Raw genomic sequence first — 15,532 nt, 5'->3', positions numbered from 1 at the left:
GAATGTCGGGCTACGGTCGATTCCGGTCACCTCGCGCGAAGGGAATCAGGCACGATGAACGCGACCCGGTGGCGCTGGGCGGCGACCGCGCTGGTGGTGGCGGCCGCGGTGGTGGCCATGCCGAGCGCGATGGCGACCGCGCCGGCTTCGGAACTGCTGCCGGACCTGCGGCAGGCGCCGGTCGGCTGCCCCGGCGGCTACGGCGGTGATCCCGCCCTGTGCCGCGACTGGGACGTGTGCATGGTGGCCGACGCCGCAGCTCCCGGCAGCTGGTGCCTCAGCGCCGGGACGGTGCGCGCGGTGCGGTTGCGCTTCACCACCACGGTGGACAACGTGGGCGACGGCCCGCTGCTGCTCTACGGCCGCCGTCCCAGCCGCGACCAGCCGAAAATGGCGGTCCGGCAGGCTTTCCAGGACGGGCGCAGCGCGGCGATCCCCCAGTCCTTCGACACCGCGCAGCAGGAGACCGCCACCTGGACCTACTACGAACCCTCGATGTCGCACCGGCACTGGCACCTGATGGGGTTCGCGCACTCGGCGGTGCGCGCACCCGGCGGCGGCACGCTGGTGACCGATCGCAAGAACGGTTTCTGCCTGGGAGACCGCTACACCACCGCGGACGCCGCGGACCTCTCGCGTGCGGTCGGCGACCGCGAGAACTCCCCGGCGGGTGAGCTGGCCAGGAAGCTGTCCGGGAACATGTGCGGAATGGACGATCCCGGGGCGCTCGAGGTCACCGAGGGCATCTCCGTCGGCCGGGGTGACGAGTACCGGCACTCCGTGGACTTCCAGTGGCTCGACATCACCGGGCTCGCGTCGGGGACCTACGACGTGGTCAACACCGTCAACGCCGACCGCACCCTGCGCGAAACCGACTACACCAACAATTCCTCCTCGATCGCCATTTCCGTGCAGTGGCCCGGCGGGGCGACGCACGCCCCGGCCAAGCTCACCGAACCGCCGGTGGTGAAGCTGGTGCGCAGTTGCCCGGGGCAGGCCCGCTGCGCCGGTACCTGAGCCTCGAGAACCTTCTGAGCCTCACAGCCGTCCCGCGCGGTTCAGGGTGAGCAACGCGCCCACGGTCACGTAACCCCGCCATTCCAGGGCCGCGATCGGCGAGAAGCTGGCGAAGTCGACGGTCCAGCCGCCGTCGTCCTGCTGCTGCCCGGCCAGTGCGTCCAGTTCGGCCTCGATCACCCCGGGCCGCAGCAGCGCACTGGCCGGGCTCCCGGGCACCGGGGCGAAGTTGAGCGCGCGCATCGTTTCGCCCTCGCTGCCGCCTTCGACCGGCACCAGCCCGGTTTCCGGCACGAACCGGCCCAGCCGGGTGAGCAGCTGCCGCGCCTCCGGATACCGTTCGTGGGCGGCGTCGAGGAAGCGGACGGCGAACGACAACGCGATCGCGTGCGGTTGCGCGTCCAGCGCGGCGATCGCGTCGAAGCAGTACCGGGCGGCGCGGTCCAGCCAGGGGTGCGCGGCCACCGCGGGGTCGTGCGCGGCCACGCGCATCGCCGCACCGGCGGTGAACGCGGTGCTCTGCAGGGTCGAGGTCGCGGGGTCCGCGGTGACCCAGAACGGGGCGCAGGCACCGGGGTCGGCCACCGGCAGGGCGAACGGCAGGCCACCGTCCGGCAGGGTGACCGAGGCCAGCCAGTCGCACAGCTCGGCCGCGCGCGGGGTGGTCGCCGGGGCGATGTCCTCGAACACCTCGAAGGCGTGCAGGGCTCCGCCGGGCTGGCTTTCCGGCGCCCGCAGATCGGGTTCGAGGCCCCAGCCGTACCCGCCGTCGGCGTTGCGGTAGGCGTCCACCGCAGCCAGCACAGCCAGTACGGCGTCCGGGCCGGTCCGCCCCAGCAGCAGTTCGAACCGGCGCCGGTCGAGCAGCCTGCCGTGCCCGGCGAGGAAGGTCGCGGCACGCGAGAGATCAGCAGTCATGGCGCCCAGCCTGACCCATCGGCGCGGGTGGCGTCTTGAACGGAACGGACCGGGGTTGGCCACCGCCGGATCGGGGTATTCCTCCGGCCGGGGACATGGATGGTGTCCGCAGGAGTGCTGGGAGTTCGTGGTGCGGGGCAGACGAGGTTGGCTGAGGCGGTGCCGGCGCAACGGCGTCACCAACGCCGCGACCTGGACGCTGGTGTCGGTCGTCGTCGCGGTGATGCTGTGGCTTTCGGGGTTCCGGGCCTGGCCGGTCTACCTGATGGTGGCGCCGAGCCTGGCGGTGGCGGTGCTGCTGTGGATCGGGGTGGCCCGCAAGCGGCTGCGGCCGGACCGGCTGCCCGCCTGGCGGCCCGCCCTGCGCGCCCGGCGCCCCCACGGCTGACTCACGTGCCTCCGACCGGGATCGGCACCTTCCGCAGTTGCTCCCGCGCGGCCTGCAGGCTCGCGGTCAGCGCTTCGATCTTCTGCCGCGCCGGTTCGAGCCCGTCGGCCTGGCCCTGGAGGTAGCGCCCGGTGATCTCGCTCCAGTCGGTGCCCGCCAGGTCACCGCCTTCGCCGCTCTCCTCCTTCTTCGGGTGCACGCTGGCGAACACGCTGTCCCAGAGCTCACCCGCCAGCGCCGGGGTGAGGTCGGCGAGCGGGTTCGCCGCGCCGAGCCAGGGCGAGATCTTGTCGACGGCCTTCTGCTTCACCTCGCCGATGACGTAGGTGATCAGGAAGCCCAGCACGTTGCCGCCGTCCTTGGGCACCCTCGAGGTAGTCCTGGTGATGCGGTCACCGCGGTTCGGCGGAACCCTCCGGTCGGTCCTGCGGCAGGTCGGTGAAGCCGCGGTGCAGCGCGTCCGCGGCTTCGCGGTCGCGCTGCCGGTAGGCCGTCATCGCCTGCGCCCCGCCGGCGGCCACCGTCTCCAGCTTGGTCCACTTCGTCCGCGTTCACCGCGAATCCCGCTGCCACGACCGCGACCTCCCCGTTCACCTCGCCCGGCGCTGCGCAACCACCGGATCCTGAGCGAACCTTGAACCCGATCTTGCGATTCCGCCCGCGCGCAGCCGGGCGCCGCCCTACGCTGGCCGGGTACGACCGGGACAGGGGGTGGGCGATGGACGTCGGGTTCGGCACGTTCGGGCAGGTCGAGCTGCGGCTCGGCGACCGGCGGGTGCCCGTGGGCCACCTGCGGCAGCGCAGCGTGCTGCTGGTCGAGGTCAACCGCCCGGTGCCCGCCGGGCCGCTGATCGACCGGGTGTGGGCGGACGACGCCGCCCTGCACGCCTACGTCTGCCGTCTGCGCAAGGTGCTCGCCCCCGTGCCGGAGGTGCGGATCACCCGGTGCGACGGCGGGTACGCACTGCACGCCGAACGGCTCGGCGTGGACCTCCGGCGCGCCGCCGCCCAGGCCGGCCCGGTCGACCTGAAGCTGCGGCACGGCAGGCACACCGAGGTGCTGCCGGAACTGTCCCTGCTCACCGCGCAGCGGCCGCTGGACGAGCGCGTCGCCGGGCAGTACGTGGTGGCGCTCTCCCGCGGCGGCAGGCGGGCCGGCGCGCTCCGGTTCTACCGCGGCTTCCGCGGCGGGCAGGCCGCCCAGCTGCGGGAACTGCAGCTGCCGCCGCGTGCCCGTTCCCTGGCCACGCGGCGATGACGGCCGGTGACTTCCGGCAGCTGGCCGGGCTCGCCACGCCGATGGCGCTGCGGGTCGCGGTCACGCTCGGCCTGCCGGACCGGCTGCGTGGCGGCGGCGTCACCGCCGCCCGGCTCGCCACCGAGCTGAACGTGGCTCCGGTCGCGCTGGAACTGCTGCTGCGCCACCTGGTCACCCTGGGCGTGCTCGACCTCGGCCCGGACGGCTACCGCACCACGGCCCACGGCACGGCGTTGTGCACCGACGCGGGCAACGGGCTGACCAACCTGCTGCACCTGGACGCCGCGGGAGGCCGGGCCGAACTGGCGTTCGCCGAACTGCTGCACAGCATCACCACCGGCCAGGCGGCCTACCCGCGTCGCTACGGCCGCGACTTCTGGGGCGACCTCGCCGCGCACCCGCACCTGCGGGAGACCTTCGACCAGCAGATGACCGACCGGTTCCGCGACCAGGTGCCGCAGATCGCCGCGTGGGACTGGGGCCGGTTCGCCACCGTCGTCGACGTCGGCGGTGGGCGCGGCACCCTGCTGGCGGCGATCCTGGCCGCCCACCCGGGGGTGCGCGGTCACTTGCTCGACCTGGAACCCACCGCCGCCGAGGCCGAGCGGACCTTCCGCACGCACCGGCTCGGCGACCGGGTCACGGTGACCGCGGGCAGCTTCTTCGACCCGCTCCCCGCCGGGGCCCAGGCCTACCTGCTGTGCGACATCCTGCACGACTGGCCCGACGACCAGGCGCACCGGATCCTGGCCCGGTGCGCCGAGGCCGTCGCGCCGGGCGGCCGCGTCCTGGTCGTCGAACCGGTCGGCGACCGACGCGCGGAAACCGAGTTCGACCTCGCCATGCTGGCCATCTTCGGCAGCCGGGAACGCCACGTCGACGAGTTCCGCGCCTTGGGTTCGGCGCATGGCTTGGTGCTTGACGCGGTGACCGATGTCAGCGACCAGCGCTGCCTGCTGGAGTTCCGGGTGGGCTGAGCCTCGCGTCATCTGCTTCAGCGACCAGCGCCGCCTACCCGCAATCCGCACCCGGCTGGGCCTTGCGCCTCACTCCGCCTTGGCGGGTTGCCTCGCAGCACCTGCGTCAGCGCTGCGTGCTCTCCTCGCCGAGTGGCTGAGCCTTGCGCTACCTGCTCTGCTTCGCCGAGTCACCTTGCGCCTCGCTGCCTGTTTCCTCGCCGGGCAGCTGGCTCGGGCCCGCCTTGCGGTCCGGCTCATTGGCACGAGCACCGAGGGCCGCGGCCCCACCACCGGCTGGTTGCCGACGCCGTGACCGGCGCAGGCAACCAGCCGAGTCTCATGCCTTGCGCTGCATGCTCTCCCTCGCCGGGTTGGCCTGTTCGTCCGCCTTGGGGTCCGTCTGGTCCTGCTTGGCCCGGACCCCCGATTCGACGCGGTCCCCGAGGTCCTTGTCCACGTTGCGCCAGTAGTCGAAGGCCCGCCGCAGCACCGGTTCCGACACCCCGTTGAGCAGGTGCCCGACGATGTTGTCGACCAGGCGTTGCCGTGCGGCGTCGTCGAGGACTTCGCGGACCAGGGTGCCTGCCTGCCCCCAGTCGTCGTCCTCGGCGTGGTCGGCGTAGGCCGCGCGGACCATTTCGCCTTCGGCGGCCCACCCCGCCGGGGTGCCGTAGCGCGCCAGGTCCGCCCGCGGACCGCCCTTGGAGTTCGGCGCGTACACCGGGTCGGCGACCTTGGTGTACCGCATGGCGCCGTCCTTGCTGTAGCTGTGCACCGGCGACGTGGGGGCGTTGACCGGCAGCTGCTTGTAGTTCGCGCCGATCCGGTAGCGGTGCGCGTCGGCGTAGGCGAACAGCCTGCCCAGCAGCATGCGGTCCGGGCTGGGCCCGATGCCGGGCACCAGGTTGTTCGGCTCGAACGCGGCCTGCTCGATCTCGGTGTGGTGGTCGGTCGGGTTGCGGTCCAGGGTCATCCGGCCGACCTCGAGCAGCGGGTAGTCGCCGTGCGGCCACACCTTGGTCAGGTCGAACGGGTTGAACCGGTAGTCCTTCGCCTCGTCGAACGGCATCACCTGCACGTGCAGCGTCCAGCTCGGGTGGTCGCCGCGCTCGATGGCCTCGAACAGGTCGCGGGTGTGGTAGTCGGTGTCCGCCGCGGCCATCTGGTCGGCCTCGTGCTGGGTGAAGTTCTCGATGCCCTGGTCGGTCTTGAAGTGGTACTTGACCCAGAAGCGTTCCCCGGCGGCGTTGACCCACAGGTAGGTGTGCGAGCTGTAGCCGTTCATGTGGCGCCAGGTGCGCGGGATGCCGCGGTCGCCCATCAGCCAGGTGACCTGGTGCGCCGACTCGGGGGACAGCGTCCAGAAGTCCCACTGCATGTCGTGGTCGCGCAGGTTGTTGTCGGCCCGCCGTTTCTGCGAGCGGATGAAGTGCTGGAACTTCATCGGGTCCTTGACGAAGAAGACCGGCGTGTTGTTGCCGACCATGTCGTAGATGCCTTCGGTGGTGTAGAACTTCAGCGCGAAACCCCGCGGGTCGCGCCAGGTGTCGGGGCTGCCGCGCTCACCGGCGACGGTGGAGAACCGCGCGACCAGCTCCGTCCTCGTGCCCGGCTGGAACACCGCCGCCCTGGTGTAGCGGCTGACGTCCGCGGTGACCTCGAACCGGCCGAACGCCCCGCTGCCCTTGGCGTGCGGCTGCCGCTCCGGCACGCGTTCGCGGTTGAACTGCGCCATCTGCTCGATGAGGTAGTGGTCCTGCAGCAGGATCGGGCCACCCGGGCCGAGGGTGAGCGAGTGCTCGTCGCTTTCGACCGGGATGCCGGCGTCGTTGGTGGTGGGCTGGTCGGTCATCGCTTCCTCTCCTCGGGGACCGGGGCGGGGGTGCACGCCGGGCACAGACCCCAGAACACGATTTCCGCTTCGTCGACGGAGAACCCGGCGTACTCGGCCGGTTCCAGGCAGGGGGCGGCGCCGTGGACGCAGTCGACGTCCTCGGCCCGGCCGCACCGTCGGCACACCACGTGGTGGTGGTTGTCCCCGGTGCGGGTTTCGAAGCGGGCGGGCTGACCGGCGAGTTCGATCCGGCGCACCAGCCCGGCTTCACCGCAGGCGGCGAGCACGTCGTAGACGGCCTGGACGGACACCCGGCCGAGCGCCTCGCGCGCCCCGCCGACGATGGCGTCGGCGGTGGCGTGCGGGTTGTCGGCGAGCCAGCCGAGCACCGCCAGGCGTGGCCGCGTCACCCGCAGCCCGGCTCGGCGCAGCTCGGCTTCCGGACCGGCTTGGACCACCACGCACCCCCGTAATCTGGAACGATTCGAGTTCACGCCGGGTACCCGGTCCGCGGTTTCTCACACCTGGCCGGATCTCAGCGGTTCTTGGCGCCGACGTCCGTGTTGCCACCGCGGGATCCGCGTGATCCTCGGCTCATGCGCAAAGCGATCGTTCTCTTCACCACCTTCTGCAAGGACTTCCTGTACGGCATCCACGCGGGCCACGCCATTCGCCACGGGCTGGCGGTGCCACCGCGGCGAGGTGCCCGGTGACCGCCGAGCTGATCCGCGGGAAACCGTTGCCCGGCGGCGAAGACGCCCTCTTCGCCGCCTATTTGGACGGTCGTGACATCCGGTGGCGGGCGGTCTTCGAACGACAGCTGCAGGTCGCCGGGAACGACCCCGGGGCCCGGCTGCTGGCGTTGTTCGAAGCACTGCGGCTGTGCACCCTCGACCCGGACCTGACCGGCTGCACCTTCGCCGCGACCCCGGAGGCGGGCAGGTTGAGCCGCCAGGTGATCCGGCGGCACGAGGACACCCTCGGCGACCGGCTGGCGGAACTCGCCGCCGAGGCGGGGGCACCGCGGGCGCTGGCCGGCCACCTGCTGGTCCTGTTCCGCACCGCCGCCCTGCTGCACGAGGCCGGGACGCACCCGGCGGCCGTGGAGGAGGCCGCCCGCACCGCGGCCCGCCTGGTCGGCAGCCACCTGAGCACGCGTGGCGCACCCCGCCGATCGGTGCGACCCTGACCGCATGAGTGATCCGCGGCGTGAGCTGGAGCGGACCCGGGACGGCGGTGGCCCCGGCGCGGACCACGCCAGGGCCGCGCTGACCGGCGGCACCCCGGCCGACCGGCTGCGGGCCGCCATCCTCGCGCTGGCCACCGCCCGCGGCGAGCACCGCAGCACCTGCCCGTCCGACGCCGCCAGGGCCGTCGCCGACGACTGGCGCCCGCTGCTCCCGCAGGCCAGGGCGCTGGCCAGGGCGCTCGCCCGCGCCGGTGACGTTCGCCTCACCCAGCGCGGCCGGACCCTCGACCCGGACGGCGATTGGCGGGGTCCCATCCGCATCCGGCCGGCCGATGGCTGAGCCGGAACGCACCCCCGACGGTCACTTCGTGGTGATCGGCGGCCGTCGCTGGCGCGCCACCGACCCCGAGATCCCGGAGGAAGCCGCGGCCCGCCTGCGGCGCCTGCTGATGCGGGCCCGCCGGGACGTCGGCGCGGCCCGCCGCCACCAGGACCCGGACGCCGAGCGGGACGCCCGCGCCCGCGTGCACACCGCGAAGGTCGCACTGGGTGAGCGCGGTACCCCGCCGTGGTGGGAGCAGGATCCGGCCGAACGGCGGCAACGCTGGCAGAACGGCCTGGACGAGCTCGGCTGACCACCGGCTCCGAACGCGGCACCACGCGCACGGCACCAGATTGACAGTTCACCCGACCGGCGCAATTCTGCCTACCGTGAAGAAGAGCATGCCCCCGACCACGGCGCAGATGAAGGTGCTCGGCCTGACCGAGTGGGAGTCCCGCGCCTACCTCGCCCTGCTGGAGGACTCGCCCTCCTCCGGCTACGGCATCGCGAAGCGGTCGGGGGTGCCGCGGGCGAAGGTGTACGAGGTGCTCGCCTCCCTGGAGCAGAAGGGCGCGGTGCACGTCACCCACGGTGAACCGCGGCAGTACGGCCCGGTGCCGCCGAAGGAGCTCATCGACCGGGTGCGCGGGGAGCTGCTGACCAGCCTGGACCTCGCCGAGGCCGCGATGAACGACTACGCCGCGCAGTCGGACACCAACGCGGTCATCTGGGACATCCAGGGCCGCGAGGAGATCATCGCCCGCGCCCGCCAGCTCGTGCAGGGCGCGGAGCACCAGATCATGCTGGAGATCTGGGCCCCGGACGCCGGCGAACTGCGCCGGGAGCTCGAAGCCGCGACCGGGCGCGGGGTCGAGGTCACCGCCGTCGCCTACGGTGACCCCGGGTACCCGTTCGCCAGGGTGTACCCGCACCCGCTCACCGACGAGGTCACCAAGGGCCTCGGCGGGCGCTGGCTGGTGGTCAGCGTCGACAACCAGGAGATCATCGCGGGCAACGTCTCCAGCGCCGGGCTCAGCCGGGCGGCCTGGACCACCCATCCGGGCCTGGTGGTCCCGGTGACCGAGCTGATCCGCCACGACCTCTACAAACTGGAGATGCTCTCCTCGCACGGCGACGTGCTGGAGGCCGCCTTCGGCCCCGGGCTCAGCGTGCTCCGGGAGAAGTTCGGCGCGGGTGAGCAGCGCCCCGAAGAATAGGGCTCACCCCCGCAGCATCTCGGCGACGAGGAAGGCCAGTTCCAGCGACTGCTCGGTGTTCAGCCGCGGGTCGCAGGCGGTCTCGTACCGCGTCGGGAGGTCGGCGTCGGAGATGTTCTGCCCGCCGCCGACGCATTCGGTGACGTCCTCGCCGGTCAGTTCGAGGTGGATCCCGCCGGGGTGGGTGCCGAGCGCCCGGTGCACCTCGAAGTAACCCTGCACCTCGTCCACGACGCGGTCGAAGTGCCGCGTCTTGTAGCCGGACGAAGACTTGTGCGTGTTGCCGTGCATGGGGTCGCACTGCCAGACCACCTGGTGCCCGGTGGCCGTAACCGCCTCGACGATCGCGGGCAGCACCGCGCGCACCCGGTCGTTGCCCATCCTGGTGATCAGGGTGAGCCTGCCGGGTTCGCCGCGGGGGTCCAGCCGCCGGACGTACTCGACGGCCTGCGCCGGGGTGGCCTGCGGGCCCAGTTTCACCCCGACCGGGTTCGCGAGCAGTTCGGCGAGGGCGACGTGGGCGCCGTCCAGCTGCCGGGTGCGTTCGCCGATCCACAGGAAGTGCCCGGACAGGTCGTAGGGCCGGTCGTCGTGCTCCCACCGGACCAGCGCCCGCTCGTAGTCCAGCACCAGCGCCTCGTGGCTGACGAAGATCTCGGCGGCGTGCAGCGGCCCGGCGGCCACCCCGCAGGACTCCATGAACCGCAGGCTCCGCTGGATCTCGGCGGCCAGCGCCTCGAACCGTTCCCCGGCCGCCGAGCCGCGCACGAAGTCCATGTTCCACCGGTGCACGCCGTGCAGGTCGGCGAGCCCGCCCCCGGCGAGGCCGCGGACCAGGTTCATCGTGGTCACCGAGTTCGCGTAGGCCCCGAGCATCCGCTGGGGGTCGGCCACCCGGGCCGGCGCCGAGGCGACCGCGGAGTTCACGATGTCGCCCCGGTAGGCGGGCAGGCCGTCCGCGTCGACGTCCTTCGACCGCGGTTTGCCGTACTGCCCGGCCATCCGGCCGACCTTGACCACCGGCACGCTCGCGCCGTGCGTGAGCACCAGCGCCATCTGCAGCAGCAGCCGCACGTTGGCCCGGATGTGGGACTCGGTGTTGGTGGCGAAGGTCTCCGCGCAGTCACCGCCCTGCAGCAGGAACGCCCGGCCGAGGGCGACCTCGGCCAGTTGCTCCCGCAGCCGGTCGACCTCGGGCCGCACCACGATGGGCGGCACGCTCTCCAGCACCCCGCACACCCGCCGCCGGGCCGCTTCGTCCGCCCACGGGGGCTGCTGCGCCGCCGGGCGCGAGCACACCTCGGCCAGCCGGGCACGCGGTCCGGTGGGCGCCGGGGTGGCCGCGGTCTCGAACCAGGCGGTGGCCGCCCAGTCGGCCAGCGGTTCCGCAGCGCGCTCGGTGAGCACGGCCTCCGGGCTCACAGCTCGACCACTTCGCCGGGACCGTCGATGAAGTGGTGCCTGCCGAGGTCGCAGAAGCGGTACCGCTTGGGCCGGATCTGCCCGTCCAGCTCGTACCCGGCCTTGCGCTCCCATTCGCCGAATTCGAACGCGGTGGTGATTTCGAGCCGGCTCAGCCCCTTGACGCTCTTGTAGCCGTACAGGCCGAAATCGATGAGCCGCAACGGATACCCGCGTTCGAGGGGCAGCTCTCCCCCGTCCACGCGGTCGATCAGCAGCGCCCGCCGGGCGAGCGCGTCACCGAGCGGGATGGTCGATTCGTACACGCCCTTCTCCGGCGTGCCGATGCTCCGCTGCCGGAGGTAGAGGCCCTCGCCGGTGCCCCGCCAGCCCGCCAGCCGCAGCACGTCTTCGAGCAGAAACCCGCCCCAGTCCTCGCGCACGCTCCAGTTGCACACGCAGACATACCGGCGGGATTCTTCGACCCTCGGCACCGACTGGAGGTCGGCGTGGCTCAGCTGCCCCAGCACGCCACCGGGGTCGGCGATCTCCAGCCGCCAGGCGGCCAGGTCGACCCGCTCCGGCGGGCCGTCCTGGTAGTAGCGCAGGGAACTGGGCTTGCGGCCGCGTTTGGTGGGGGTGGGTGCGTTCACGAGTCCAGTCCTTCCGCGGGACGGGCGCAGCGGAACCCGATCAGGTTGTCGCGGAGCCCCGGGTGGTAGTGGTCGCGGGCCGAGCTGCGCAGGTAGTCGGCGTCGTGCAGGCCGCAGCCGCCGCGGGCCACGTGGTCGTCTTCCTCGCGGGTGCGGTACACCGGGTCCTTGCCCGAGGTCCGGTACGCCACCGCGTAGTTGTCCAGGCACCACTCCGCGAAGTTCCCCACCATGTCGTGGCAGCCGAACTCGGAGACGTTGCGCGGGAACTCGTCGGGGCGGGTCGGCCGGCGCTCCACCGGCTCGCAGTCCGGGGCGAAGTTCGCCATGCTCAGGTCCGGTTCGTCCTCACCCCACGGGTAGGTGTGGCCCGCGGGACCCTTGCATGCGTATTCCCACTGGGCTTCGGTGGGCAGCGTCCGGCCCGCCCACCTGGCGTAGGCCAGCGCCTCCCACCAGCTCACCCCGGTGACCGGCACACCGGGGTCCGACCAGAGCGGGTCGTCCCAGTAGTTGGGCGCGCTCACCCCCGCCGACGCCAGCCACGCCCACCCCGCGGGCGTCCACAGCTGCGCCTGGCGGTAACCGCCGTCCTCGATGAATTCGGCGAACTGGCGGTTGAGCACCGGATAAGTGTCGAGGTAAAAGGGGCTGAGTTCGATCTCGGCCACCGGTTGTTCATCCGGCGAGAGCGAAGACCCCCGGCTGAACCGCCCGCCGGGAATGAGCTGGGCGGATTCGAGCACAATTCTGCTCACGACTGTTCTCCTTGACGAAGGAATCAGTGAACCGGGCACGCGGATACCACCGTGGATTTCGGCCACGGTTGGTGTCCCGGTGTTTACTCCGGGGAAATCCGGTCGCCCAGTGGAAGCCGGGCGAAGACCGACCACAGCATCCGGATGGGCCGGGTGGGGGAGATGAACCGGAGCCCGTGCCGCTGCGCGGCGGGCCACGTGGTCAGGGCGAGGTCCACCTCACCGCTCGCCGCGCGTTCGGCGGCGGCGCTGGTGGACAGCGCGAAGTCCACCTCGGCCACTTCGTAGCCGGGCGGGAGCAGCTGCCCGATCAGCGCGCGCGGCGCCGGGTGGGTGCTGATCCCGCAGGACAGCGGCAACGGGCGGTCCTGCCTGGAGGCCAGCCCGTACCGCGGTGTGTCGAAGACGAACGCCCGCTCCAGCCCCAGCACCCGGTCCATGTAGAACTCGCTGATGCCCTGGTAGGCGTTGGCGACGAGCAGCCTGCTGGCCCGCCCGTCCTTCACCGCGGCGCACGCTTCTTCGTAGGACGGGAAGAGCGCCACGGCTCCCTCGTCCCCGGCGGTGCCGAGGCGGCCCGCCAGGTCCCAGCCCGCCGCCTCGCTGCTGGTCCCCTTCGGGCCGAGTGTCGCTATCACCTCACCGAGCCGGACTTCCGCGGTGCGGACCACCAGTTCCCGGACCGGTGCCGCCGCGCCGATCCCCGGTCTGAGCCGATCACGGACGCGTTGGTTCCCCAAGCCGATCACCCCCAAAGGGTCCCGGCGCACCGGGACCAAGATCAGTAACCACCTTCATGGTTACGGCCATCGATGCTAGGGCAGCGCCGAAGCCGGAGTCAACGCTTTGACCCGGCGGCGGAAATCGGCTACAACTGCGAATCGGCGGTACCGCTCGTCCGCCCGCGGACCACCTCGATCCGCCCAGCGGAATTGTCCGCCCAGGCGCCTTCGAGTCCATTTCGCGCCTGCTCACACCACCCACTGGGGAATGAACGATGGCTGAATTGAATGAGGCCGCCCGCGCGTTACCGCATTCCGGTATCCGGGAAATCGCCGCGCTGGCCGCCCGGCACGAGCAGGCGATCCGGCTCGACATCGGGGATCCGGACTTCCCCACCCCCGCCCACGTGGTGGACGCCGCGCACACCGCGGCCCGCGCGGGCCGCACCCACTACCTGCCCAGCGCGGGACTGCCGGAGCTGCGGGCGGCGCTGGCGGAGAAGTTGCTGGCGCGCAACGGATACCGGGTGGAACCGGACCACGTCGTGGTGACCCAGGGCGCCAGCCAGGGCATCTTCGCCGCGCTGCTCGCGGTGACCCGGCCGGGCGACGGGGTGCTGGTGCCCGATCCGGCGTGGCCCAACTACCTGACCATGGCCCGCCTGCTCCGGCTGCGCGCCGAGCGCTACCCGCTCGACGCCGCCGCGGGGTTCGTCCCTTCCGCGGAAGGGCTGGCGCAGCACGTTTCCCCGGACACCAGGGTCCTGCTGCTGAACTCGCCGTCGAACCCCACCGGCGGGGTGGTGGACCGGGCCCGGATGCGTGAACTGCTGGACTTCGCCCGCGAGCGCGGGCTCTGGGTCGTCTCCGACGAGTGCTACGACGAGATCACCTTCGACGGCAGCTTCACCAGTGCCGCCGCGGTGGCGCGGGACCGGGTGATCTCGGCTTACAGCTTCTCCAAGACCTACGCGATGTCCGGCTGGCGGGTCGGTTACCTCGCGGTGCCGCCGGACACCGCCGAAGTCGTGTCCCGCTGCCAGGAATCCCTGCTCGCCTGCGTGGGCGAACCCGCGCAGTGGGCGGCGCTCAGCGCGCTGAGCGGGCCGCAGGACCGGGTCGCCGAGATGCGCGAGACCTACCGGAGCCGCCGGGACGCGCTGTTCGCCGCGTTCGAGCACGCCGGGTTCCGGCCGCCCGTGCCGGCGGGTGCCTTCTTCGCCTGGGTCGACATCACCGCGACCGGCGTGGACGACCGGGAGTTCGCGTTGCGGCTGCTCGACCAGGAGGGGGTGGCGGTCGCCCCCGGCTCCGCCTTCGGCCCCGGCGGGAAGGGCTTCCTCCGGCTGTCGCTGACCACGTCGGAGGAGCAGATCGTGGTGGGCGCGAAGCGGCTGGTTTCCTTCATCGAGTCACGGACTCCCGCACCGTCCGGTGCTCGTTGCGGGTGGTGATGGCGACCCCGACGACCACGACGAGCCCCCCGGCCAGCTGCAGCGGGGTCACCGACTCCCCGAGCGTGACGACCGCGATCACCAGCCCGAAGACCGGCACCAGGTTCAGCAGGTTCACCGCGGTGCTCGGGCGCAGCCGCTGCAGCGACTTGGCGTACAGGCCGAGTCCGGCGATCGAGCACAGGACGGTGAGCGCGGCGAGCGAACCCACCGTGGCCGCCGGGTGCTCCGGCGCGCGCCACTGGCCTGCCTCCAGCAACGCGAGCGGCACGAACGCGATCGCCCCCGCGACCGACTGGTAGTAGAGCACCACGGGGGTCGGGTACCGGTTGGCCACGGGCCGGGTGGAGAAGTTGTACAGCGCGAAGATCACCCCGCTGACCACCAGCAGGATGTCGCCGACCAGCCGGTTCCCGCCGGCGCCGGGGGCGTAACCGACCACGAAGCAGACCCCGGCGACGGCCAGCCCGATGCCGAGGAGACCGCTCGGGCTGGTCCGCTGGCGGTAGATGACCAGCTCCAGGAACGCGGTGATGGCCGGGTAGGCGGCCACCAGCAACGCCGCGTCGGCGGCGGTCGCCAGTTCCACGCCGATGTTCTCCACCGCGAAGTAGCAGGTGATGCCGAGCAGCCCGCCGACCGCGAGCCGGCGCAGGTCCGCGCCGGAGGGCCGGGGGTAGCGCCGGACGACGTGCACCCACACCGCCAGCACCAGCGCGGCGAGCGTGAACCGGATCAGCCCGATGGTCAGCGGCGGCACGTCGCGCAGCGCGACCTTGGTCAGCGTGTACGAGCTGCTCAGCAACGCCGCGGCGATGACAACGCAGGCGAGCGGGCCGTAGAGGGACGGCCCGGTGACCGGTCCGCTGGGAGTGAGCGTCCCGTTCTCCTGCTCGATCCTGGTCAACCCGGCCCCCTTGTCCACTGGATAGTGACCACCCTCGTGGTTACGCCTCACACGGTAGGGTCCGGCGGCGAACCCTGTCAACGGTGGTTCAGCGCAGCAGCGGCAGGCTCCCGGTCAGCCGCTGCACCGCCTTCTTCGGCCCGTACAGGGCCACGCCGAGGTAGTTGATCTCGCCGTCCGTGGCCGCCTCGAGCAGCCCGGTGTAGTCGGTGTAGGTGCGGGTCCGCTGGGCGCAGTCGGTGAAGTCCACGACGAGCAGGTCAGCGTCGGCCGCCTTGGCCCCGTTCCGGATCTCCCGCACCTTGGCGGCGGACGCGGTGAGGATCGGGATGGGGATCGTGGTGATGCCGGCGTGCGTGCTGCCGTCGGCGTCCTTCACCTCGGGCCCGATGATCGCCTCGACCTGCCTGCCGATGCTCAGCGCCAGCACGGCCGCGGTGTTCGCCGCCAACCCCGGCGGCAGCCCCTCGTCCACCACGATCGCCACCTTCTCCGGCTGTCCTGGGGTGCTCATGCTCCTGCCCTTCGTTCGAGT

General features: G+C 72.2%; 20 protein-coding genes. 9 read left to right on the top strand and 11 right to left on the bottom strand.

Annotated features, from left to right (window positions below):
- Window positions 1-54: 54 nt before the first annotated feature.
- On the top strand, window positions 55-1,017 hold the full coding sequence (locus AC07EG_RS28815) for a lysyl oxidase family protein (protein ID WP_478256338.1): 963 nt from the start codon (window positions 55-57) through the stop codon (window positions 1,015-1,017).
- A gap of 21 nt (window positions 1,018-1,038) precedes the next feature.
- On the opposite strand, the gene AC07EG_RS28810 is transcribed toward AC07EG_RS28815, so the two are convergent.
- Window positions 1,039-1,935 carry a hypothetical protein gene (locus AC07EG_RS28810; RefSeq protein WP_478256337.1) on the bottom strand — a complete coding sequence of 299 codons (897 nt, stop codon included), beginning with the start codon at window positions 1,933-1,935 and terminating at the stop codon, window positions 1,039-1,041.
- Between the two features lie 130 nt (window positions 1,936-2,065).
- Between AC07EG_RS28810 and AC07EG_RS28805 the strand changes: the two genes are divergently transcribed.
- Window positions 2,066-2,323 carry a hypothetical protein gene (locus AC07EG_RS28805; RefSeq protein WP_478256336.1) on the top strand — a complete coding sequence of 86 codons (258 nt, stop codon included), beginning with the start codon at window positions 2,066-2,068 and terminating at the stop codon, window positions 2,321-2,323.
- A gap of 1 nt (window position 2,324) precedes the next feature.
- Here AC07EG_RS28805 and AC07EG_RS28800 read toward each other — a convergent pair whose 3' ends face one another.
- Both AC07EG_RS28800 and AC07EG_RS28795 read right to left on the bottom strand, forming a co-directional pair.
- On the bottom strand, window positions 2,325-2,690 hold the full coding sequence (locus AC07EG_RS28800) for a hypothetical protein (protein ID WP_478256335.1): 366 nt from the start codon (window positions 2,688-2,690) through the stop codon (window positions 2,325-2,327).
- Window positions 2,691-2,715: 25 nt separating this feature from the next.
- Entirely contained in the window at window positions 2,716-2,844 is a 129-nt protein-coding gene (locus AC07EG_RS28795) for a hypothetical protein (protein ID WP_478256334.1), read from the bottom strand.
- A 197-nt stretch (window positions 2,845-3,041) separates the two neighbouring features.
- Here AC07EG_RS28795 and AC07EG_RS28790 point away from each other — a divergent pair, with 197 nt between their 5' ends.
- Together AC07EG_RS28790 and AC07EG_RS28785 are read left to right on the top strand one after the other, a co-directional pair.
- Window positions 3,042-3,581 carry an AfsR/SARP family transcriptional regulator gene (locus tag AC07EG_RS28790; protein ID WP_478256333.1) on the top strand — a complete coding sequence of 180 codons (540 nt, stop codon included), beginning with the start codon at window positions 3,042-3,044 and terminating at the stop codon, window positions 3,579-3,581.
- On the top strand, window positions 3,578-4,558 hold the full coding sequence (locus AC07EG_RS28785; RefSeq protein WP_478256332.1) for a methyltransferase: 981 nt from the start codon (window positions 3,578-3,580) through the stop codon (window positions 4,556-4,558). The genes AC07EG_RS28790 and AC07EG_RS28785 overlap by 4 nt, the downstream gene beginning before the upstream one ends.
- 319 nt (window positions 4,559-4,877) lie before the next feature.
- Here AC07EG_RS28785 and AC07EG_RS28780 read toward each other — a convergent pair whose 3' ends face one another.
- Together AC07EG_RS28780 and AC07EG_RS28775 are read right to left on the bottom strand one after the other, a co-directional pair.
- Complete coding sequence (locus AC07EG_RS28780; RefSeq protein WP_478256331.1) at window positions 4,878-6,392, bottom strand: catalase; 1,515 nt, start codon at window positions 6,390-6,392, stop codon at window positions 4,878-4,880.
- Entirely contained in the window at window positions 6,389-6,832 is a 444-nt protein-coding gene (locus AC07EG_RS28775; protein WP_478256330.1) for a Fur family transcriptional regulator, read from the bottom strand. The genes AC07EG_RS28780 and AC07EG_RS28775 overlap by 4 nt, the downstream gene beginning before the upstream one ends.
- A 251-nt stretch (window positions 6,833-7,083) precedes the next feature.
- Here AC07EG_RS28775 and AC07EG_RS28770 point away from each other — a divergent pair, with 251 nt between their 5' ends.
- From AC07EG_RS28770 to AC07EG_RS28755, 4 genes are all read left to right on the top strand, one after another.
- Window positions 7,084-7,563: a hypothetical protein gene (locus AC07EG_RS28770; protein WP_478256329.1), complete on the top strand. Its 480-nt coding sequence runs from the start codon at window positions 7,084-7,086 to the stop codon at window positions 7,561-7,563.
- A 4-nt stretch (window positions 7,564-7,567) separates the two neighbouring features.
- Window positions 7,568-7,903, top strand: coding sequence for a DUF3253 domain-containing protein (locus tag AC07EG_RS28765; protein WP_478256328.1), 336 nt, complete (start codon window positions 7,568-7,570; stop codon window positions 7,901-7,903).
- On the top strand, window positions 7,896-8,198 hold the full coding sequence (locus AC07EG_RS28760) for a hypothetical protein (protein WP_478256327.1): 303 nt from the start codon (window positions 7,896-7,898) through the stop codon (window positions 8,196-8,198). Before AC07EG_RS28765 ends, AC07EG_RS28760 begins: the two co-directional genes overlap by 8 nt.
- A gap of 88 nt (window positions 8,199-8,286) precedes the next feature.
- Window positions 8,287-9,102, top strand: coding sequence for a TrmB family transcriptional regulator (locus AC07EG_RS28755; RefSeq protein ID WP_478256326.1), 816 nt, complete (start codon window positions 8,287-8,289; stop codon window positions 9,100-9,102).
- Between the two features lie 3 nt (window positions 9,103-9,105).
- Here AC07EG_RS28755 and AC07EG_RS28750 read toward each other — a convergent pair whose 3' ends face one another.
- The 4 genes from AC07EG_RS28750 to AC07EG_RS28735 form a co-directional block, all read right to left on the bottom strand.
- Window positions 9,106-10,482: a class II 3-deoxy-7-phosphoheptulonate synthase gene (locus AC07EG_RS28750; protein WP_478256382.1), complete on the bottom strand. Its 1,377-nt coding sequence runs from the start codon at window positions 10,480-10,482 to the stop codon at window positions 9,106-9,108.
- A gap of 38 nt (window positions 10,483-10,520) precedes the next feature.
- Window positions 10,521-11,156, bottom strand: a complete 636-nt coding sequence (locus AC07EG_RS28745; RefSeq protein ID WP_478256325.1) for a molybdopterin-dependent oxidoreductase — start codon at window positions 11,154-11,156, stop codon at window positions 10,521-10,523.
- Entirely contained in the window at window positions 11,153-11,914 is a 762-nt protein-coding gene (locus tag AC07EG_RS28740; protein ID WP_478256324.1) for a formylglycine-generating enzyme family protein, read from the bottom strand. The genes AC07EG_RS28745 and AC07EG_RS28740 overlap by 4 nt, the downstream gene beginning before the upstream one ends.
- 83 nt (window positions 11,915-11,997) lie before the next feature.
- Window positions 11,998-12,654, bottom strand: a complete 657-nt coding sequence (locus tag AC07EG_RS28735; protein WP_478256323.1) for a type 2 periplasmic-binding domain-containing protein — start codon at window positions 12,652-12,654, stop codon at window positions 11,998-12,000.
- Window positions 12,655-12,911: 257 nt separating this feature from the next.
- Between AC07EG_RS28735 and AC07EG_RS28730 the strand changes: the two genes are divergently transcribed.
- Complete coding sequence (locus tag AC07EG_RS28730; RefSeq protein ID WP_478256322.1) at window positions 12,912-14,090, top strand: pyridoxal phosphate-dependent aminotransferase; 1,179 nt, start codon at window positions 12,912-12,914, stop codon at window positions 14,088-14,090.
- Here AC07EG_RS28730 and AC07EG_RS28725 read toward each other — a convergent pair.
- A complete protein-coding gene (locus tag AC07EG_RS28725; RefSeq protein WP_478256321.1) occupies window positions 14,041-14,997 on the bottom strand; it encodes a DMT family transporter in 957 nt (318 codons plus the stop codon). The two genes, AC07EG_RS28730 and AC07EG_RS28725, sit on opposite strands and share 50 nt — an antisense overlap.
- An 88-nt stretch (window positions 14,998-15,085) precedes the next feature.
- On the bottom strand, window positions 15,086-15,511 hold the full coding sequence (locus tag AC07EG_RS28720; RefSeq protein WP_478256320.1) for a DUF2000 domain-containing protein: 426 nt from the start codon (window positions 15,509-15,511) through the stop codon (window positions 15,086-15,088).
- Window positions 15,512-15,532 lie beyond the last annotated feature (21 nt).

This window comes from Amycolatopsis sp. NPDC045836, assembly GCF_056431745.1.
Note: the sequence above shows the minus strand (reverse complement) of the source record. Positions and strands in the feature narration are given on the sequence as shown.

Coding starts and splice junctions, on each gene's coding strand:
- AC07EG_RS28760 (WP_478256327.1), top strand. CDS start 7,896: ATGGCTGAGCCGGAACGCACCCCCGACGGTCACTTCGTGGTGATCGGC.
- AC07EG_RS28765 (WP_478256328.1), top strand. CDS start 7,568: ATGAGTGATCCGCGGCGTGAGCTGGAGCGGACCCGGGACGGCGGTGGC.
- AC07EG_RS28720 (WP_478256320.1), bottom strand. CDS start 15,511: ATGAGCACCCCAGGACAGCCGGAGAAGGTGGCGATCGTGGTGGACGAG.
- AC07EG_RS28790 (WP_478256333.1), top strand. CDS start 3,042: ATGGACGTCGGGTTCGGCACGTTCGGGCAGGTCGAGCTGCGGCTCGGC.
- AC07EG_RS28815 (WP_478256338.1), top strand. CDS start 55: ATGAACGCGACCCGGTGGCGCTGGGCGGCGACCGCGCTGGTGGTGGCG.
- AC07EG_RS28755 (WP_478256326.1), top strand. CDS start 8,287: ATGCCCCCGACCACGGCGCAGATGAAGGTGCTCGGCCTGACCGAGTGG.
- AC07EG_RS28730 (WP_478256322.1), top strand. CDS start 12,912: ATGGCTGAATTGAATGAGGCCGCCCGCGCGTTACCGCATTCCGGTATC.
- AC07EG_RS28780 (WP_478256331.1), bottom strand. CDS start 6,392: ATGACCGACCAGCCCACCACCAACGACGCCGGCATCCCGGTCGAAAGC.
- AC07EG_RS28785 (WP_478256332.1), top strand. CDS start 3,578: ATGACGGCCGGTGACTTCCGGCAGCTGGCCGGGCTCGCCACGCCGATG.
- AC07EG_RS28810 (WP_478256337.1), bottom strand. CDS start 1,935: ATGACTGCTGATCTCTCGCGTGCCGCGACCTTCCTCGCCGGGCACGGC.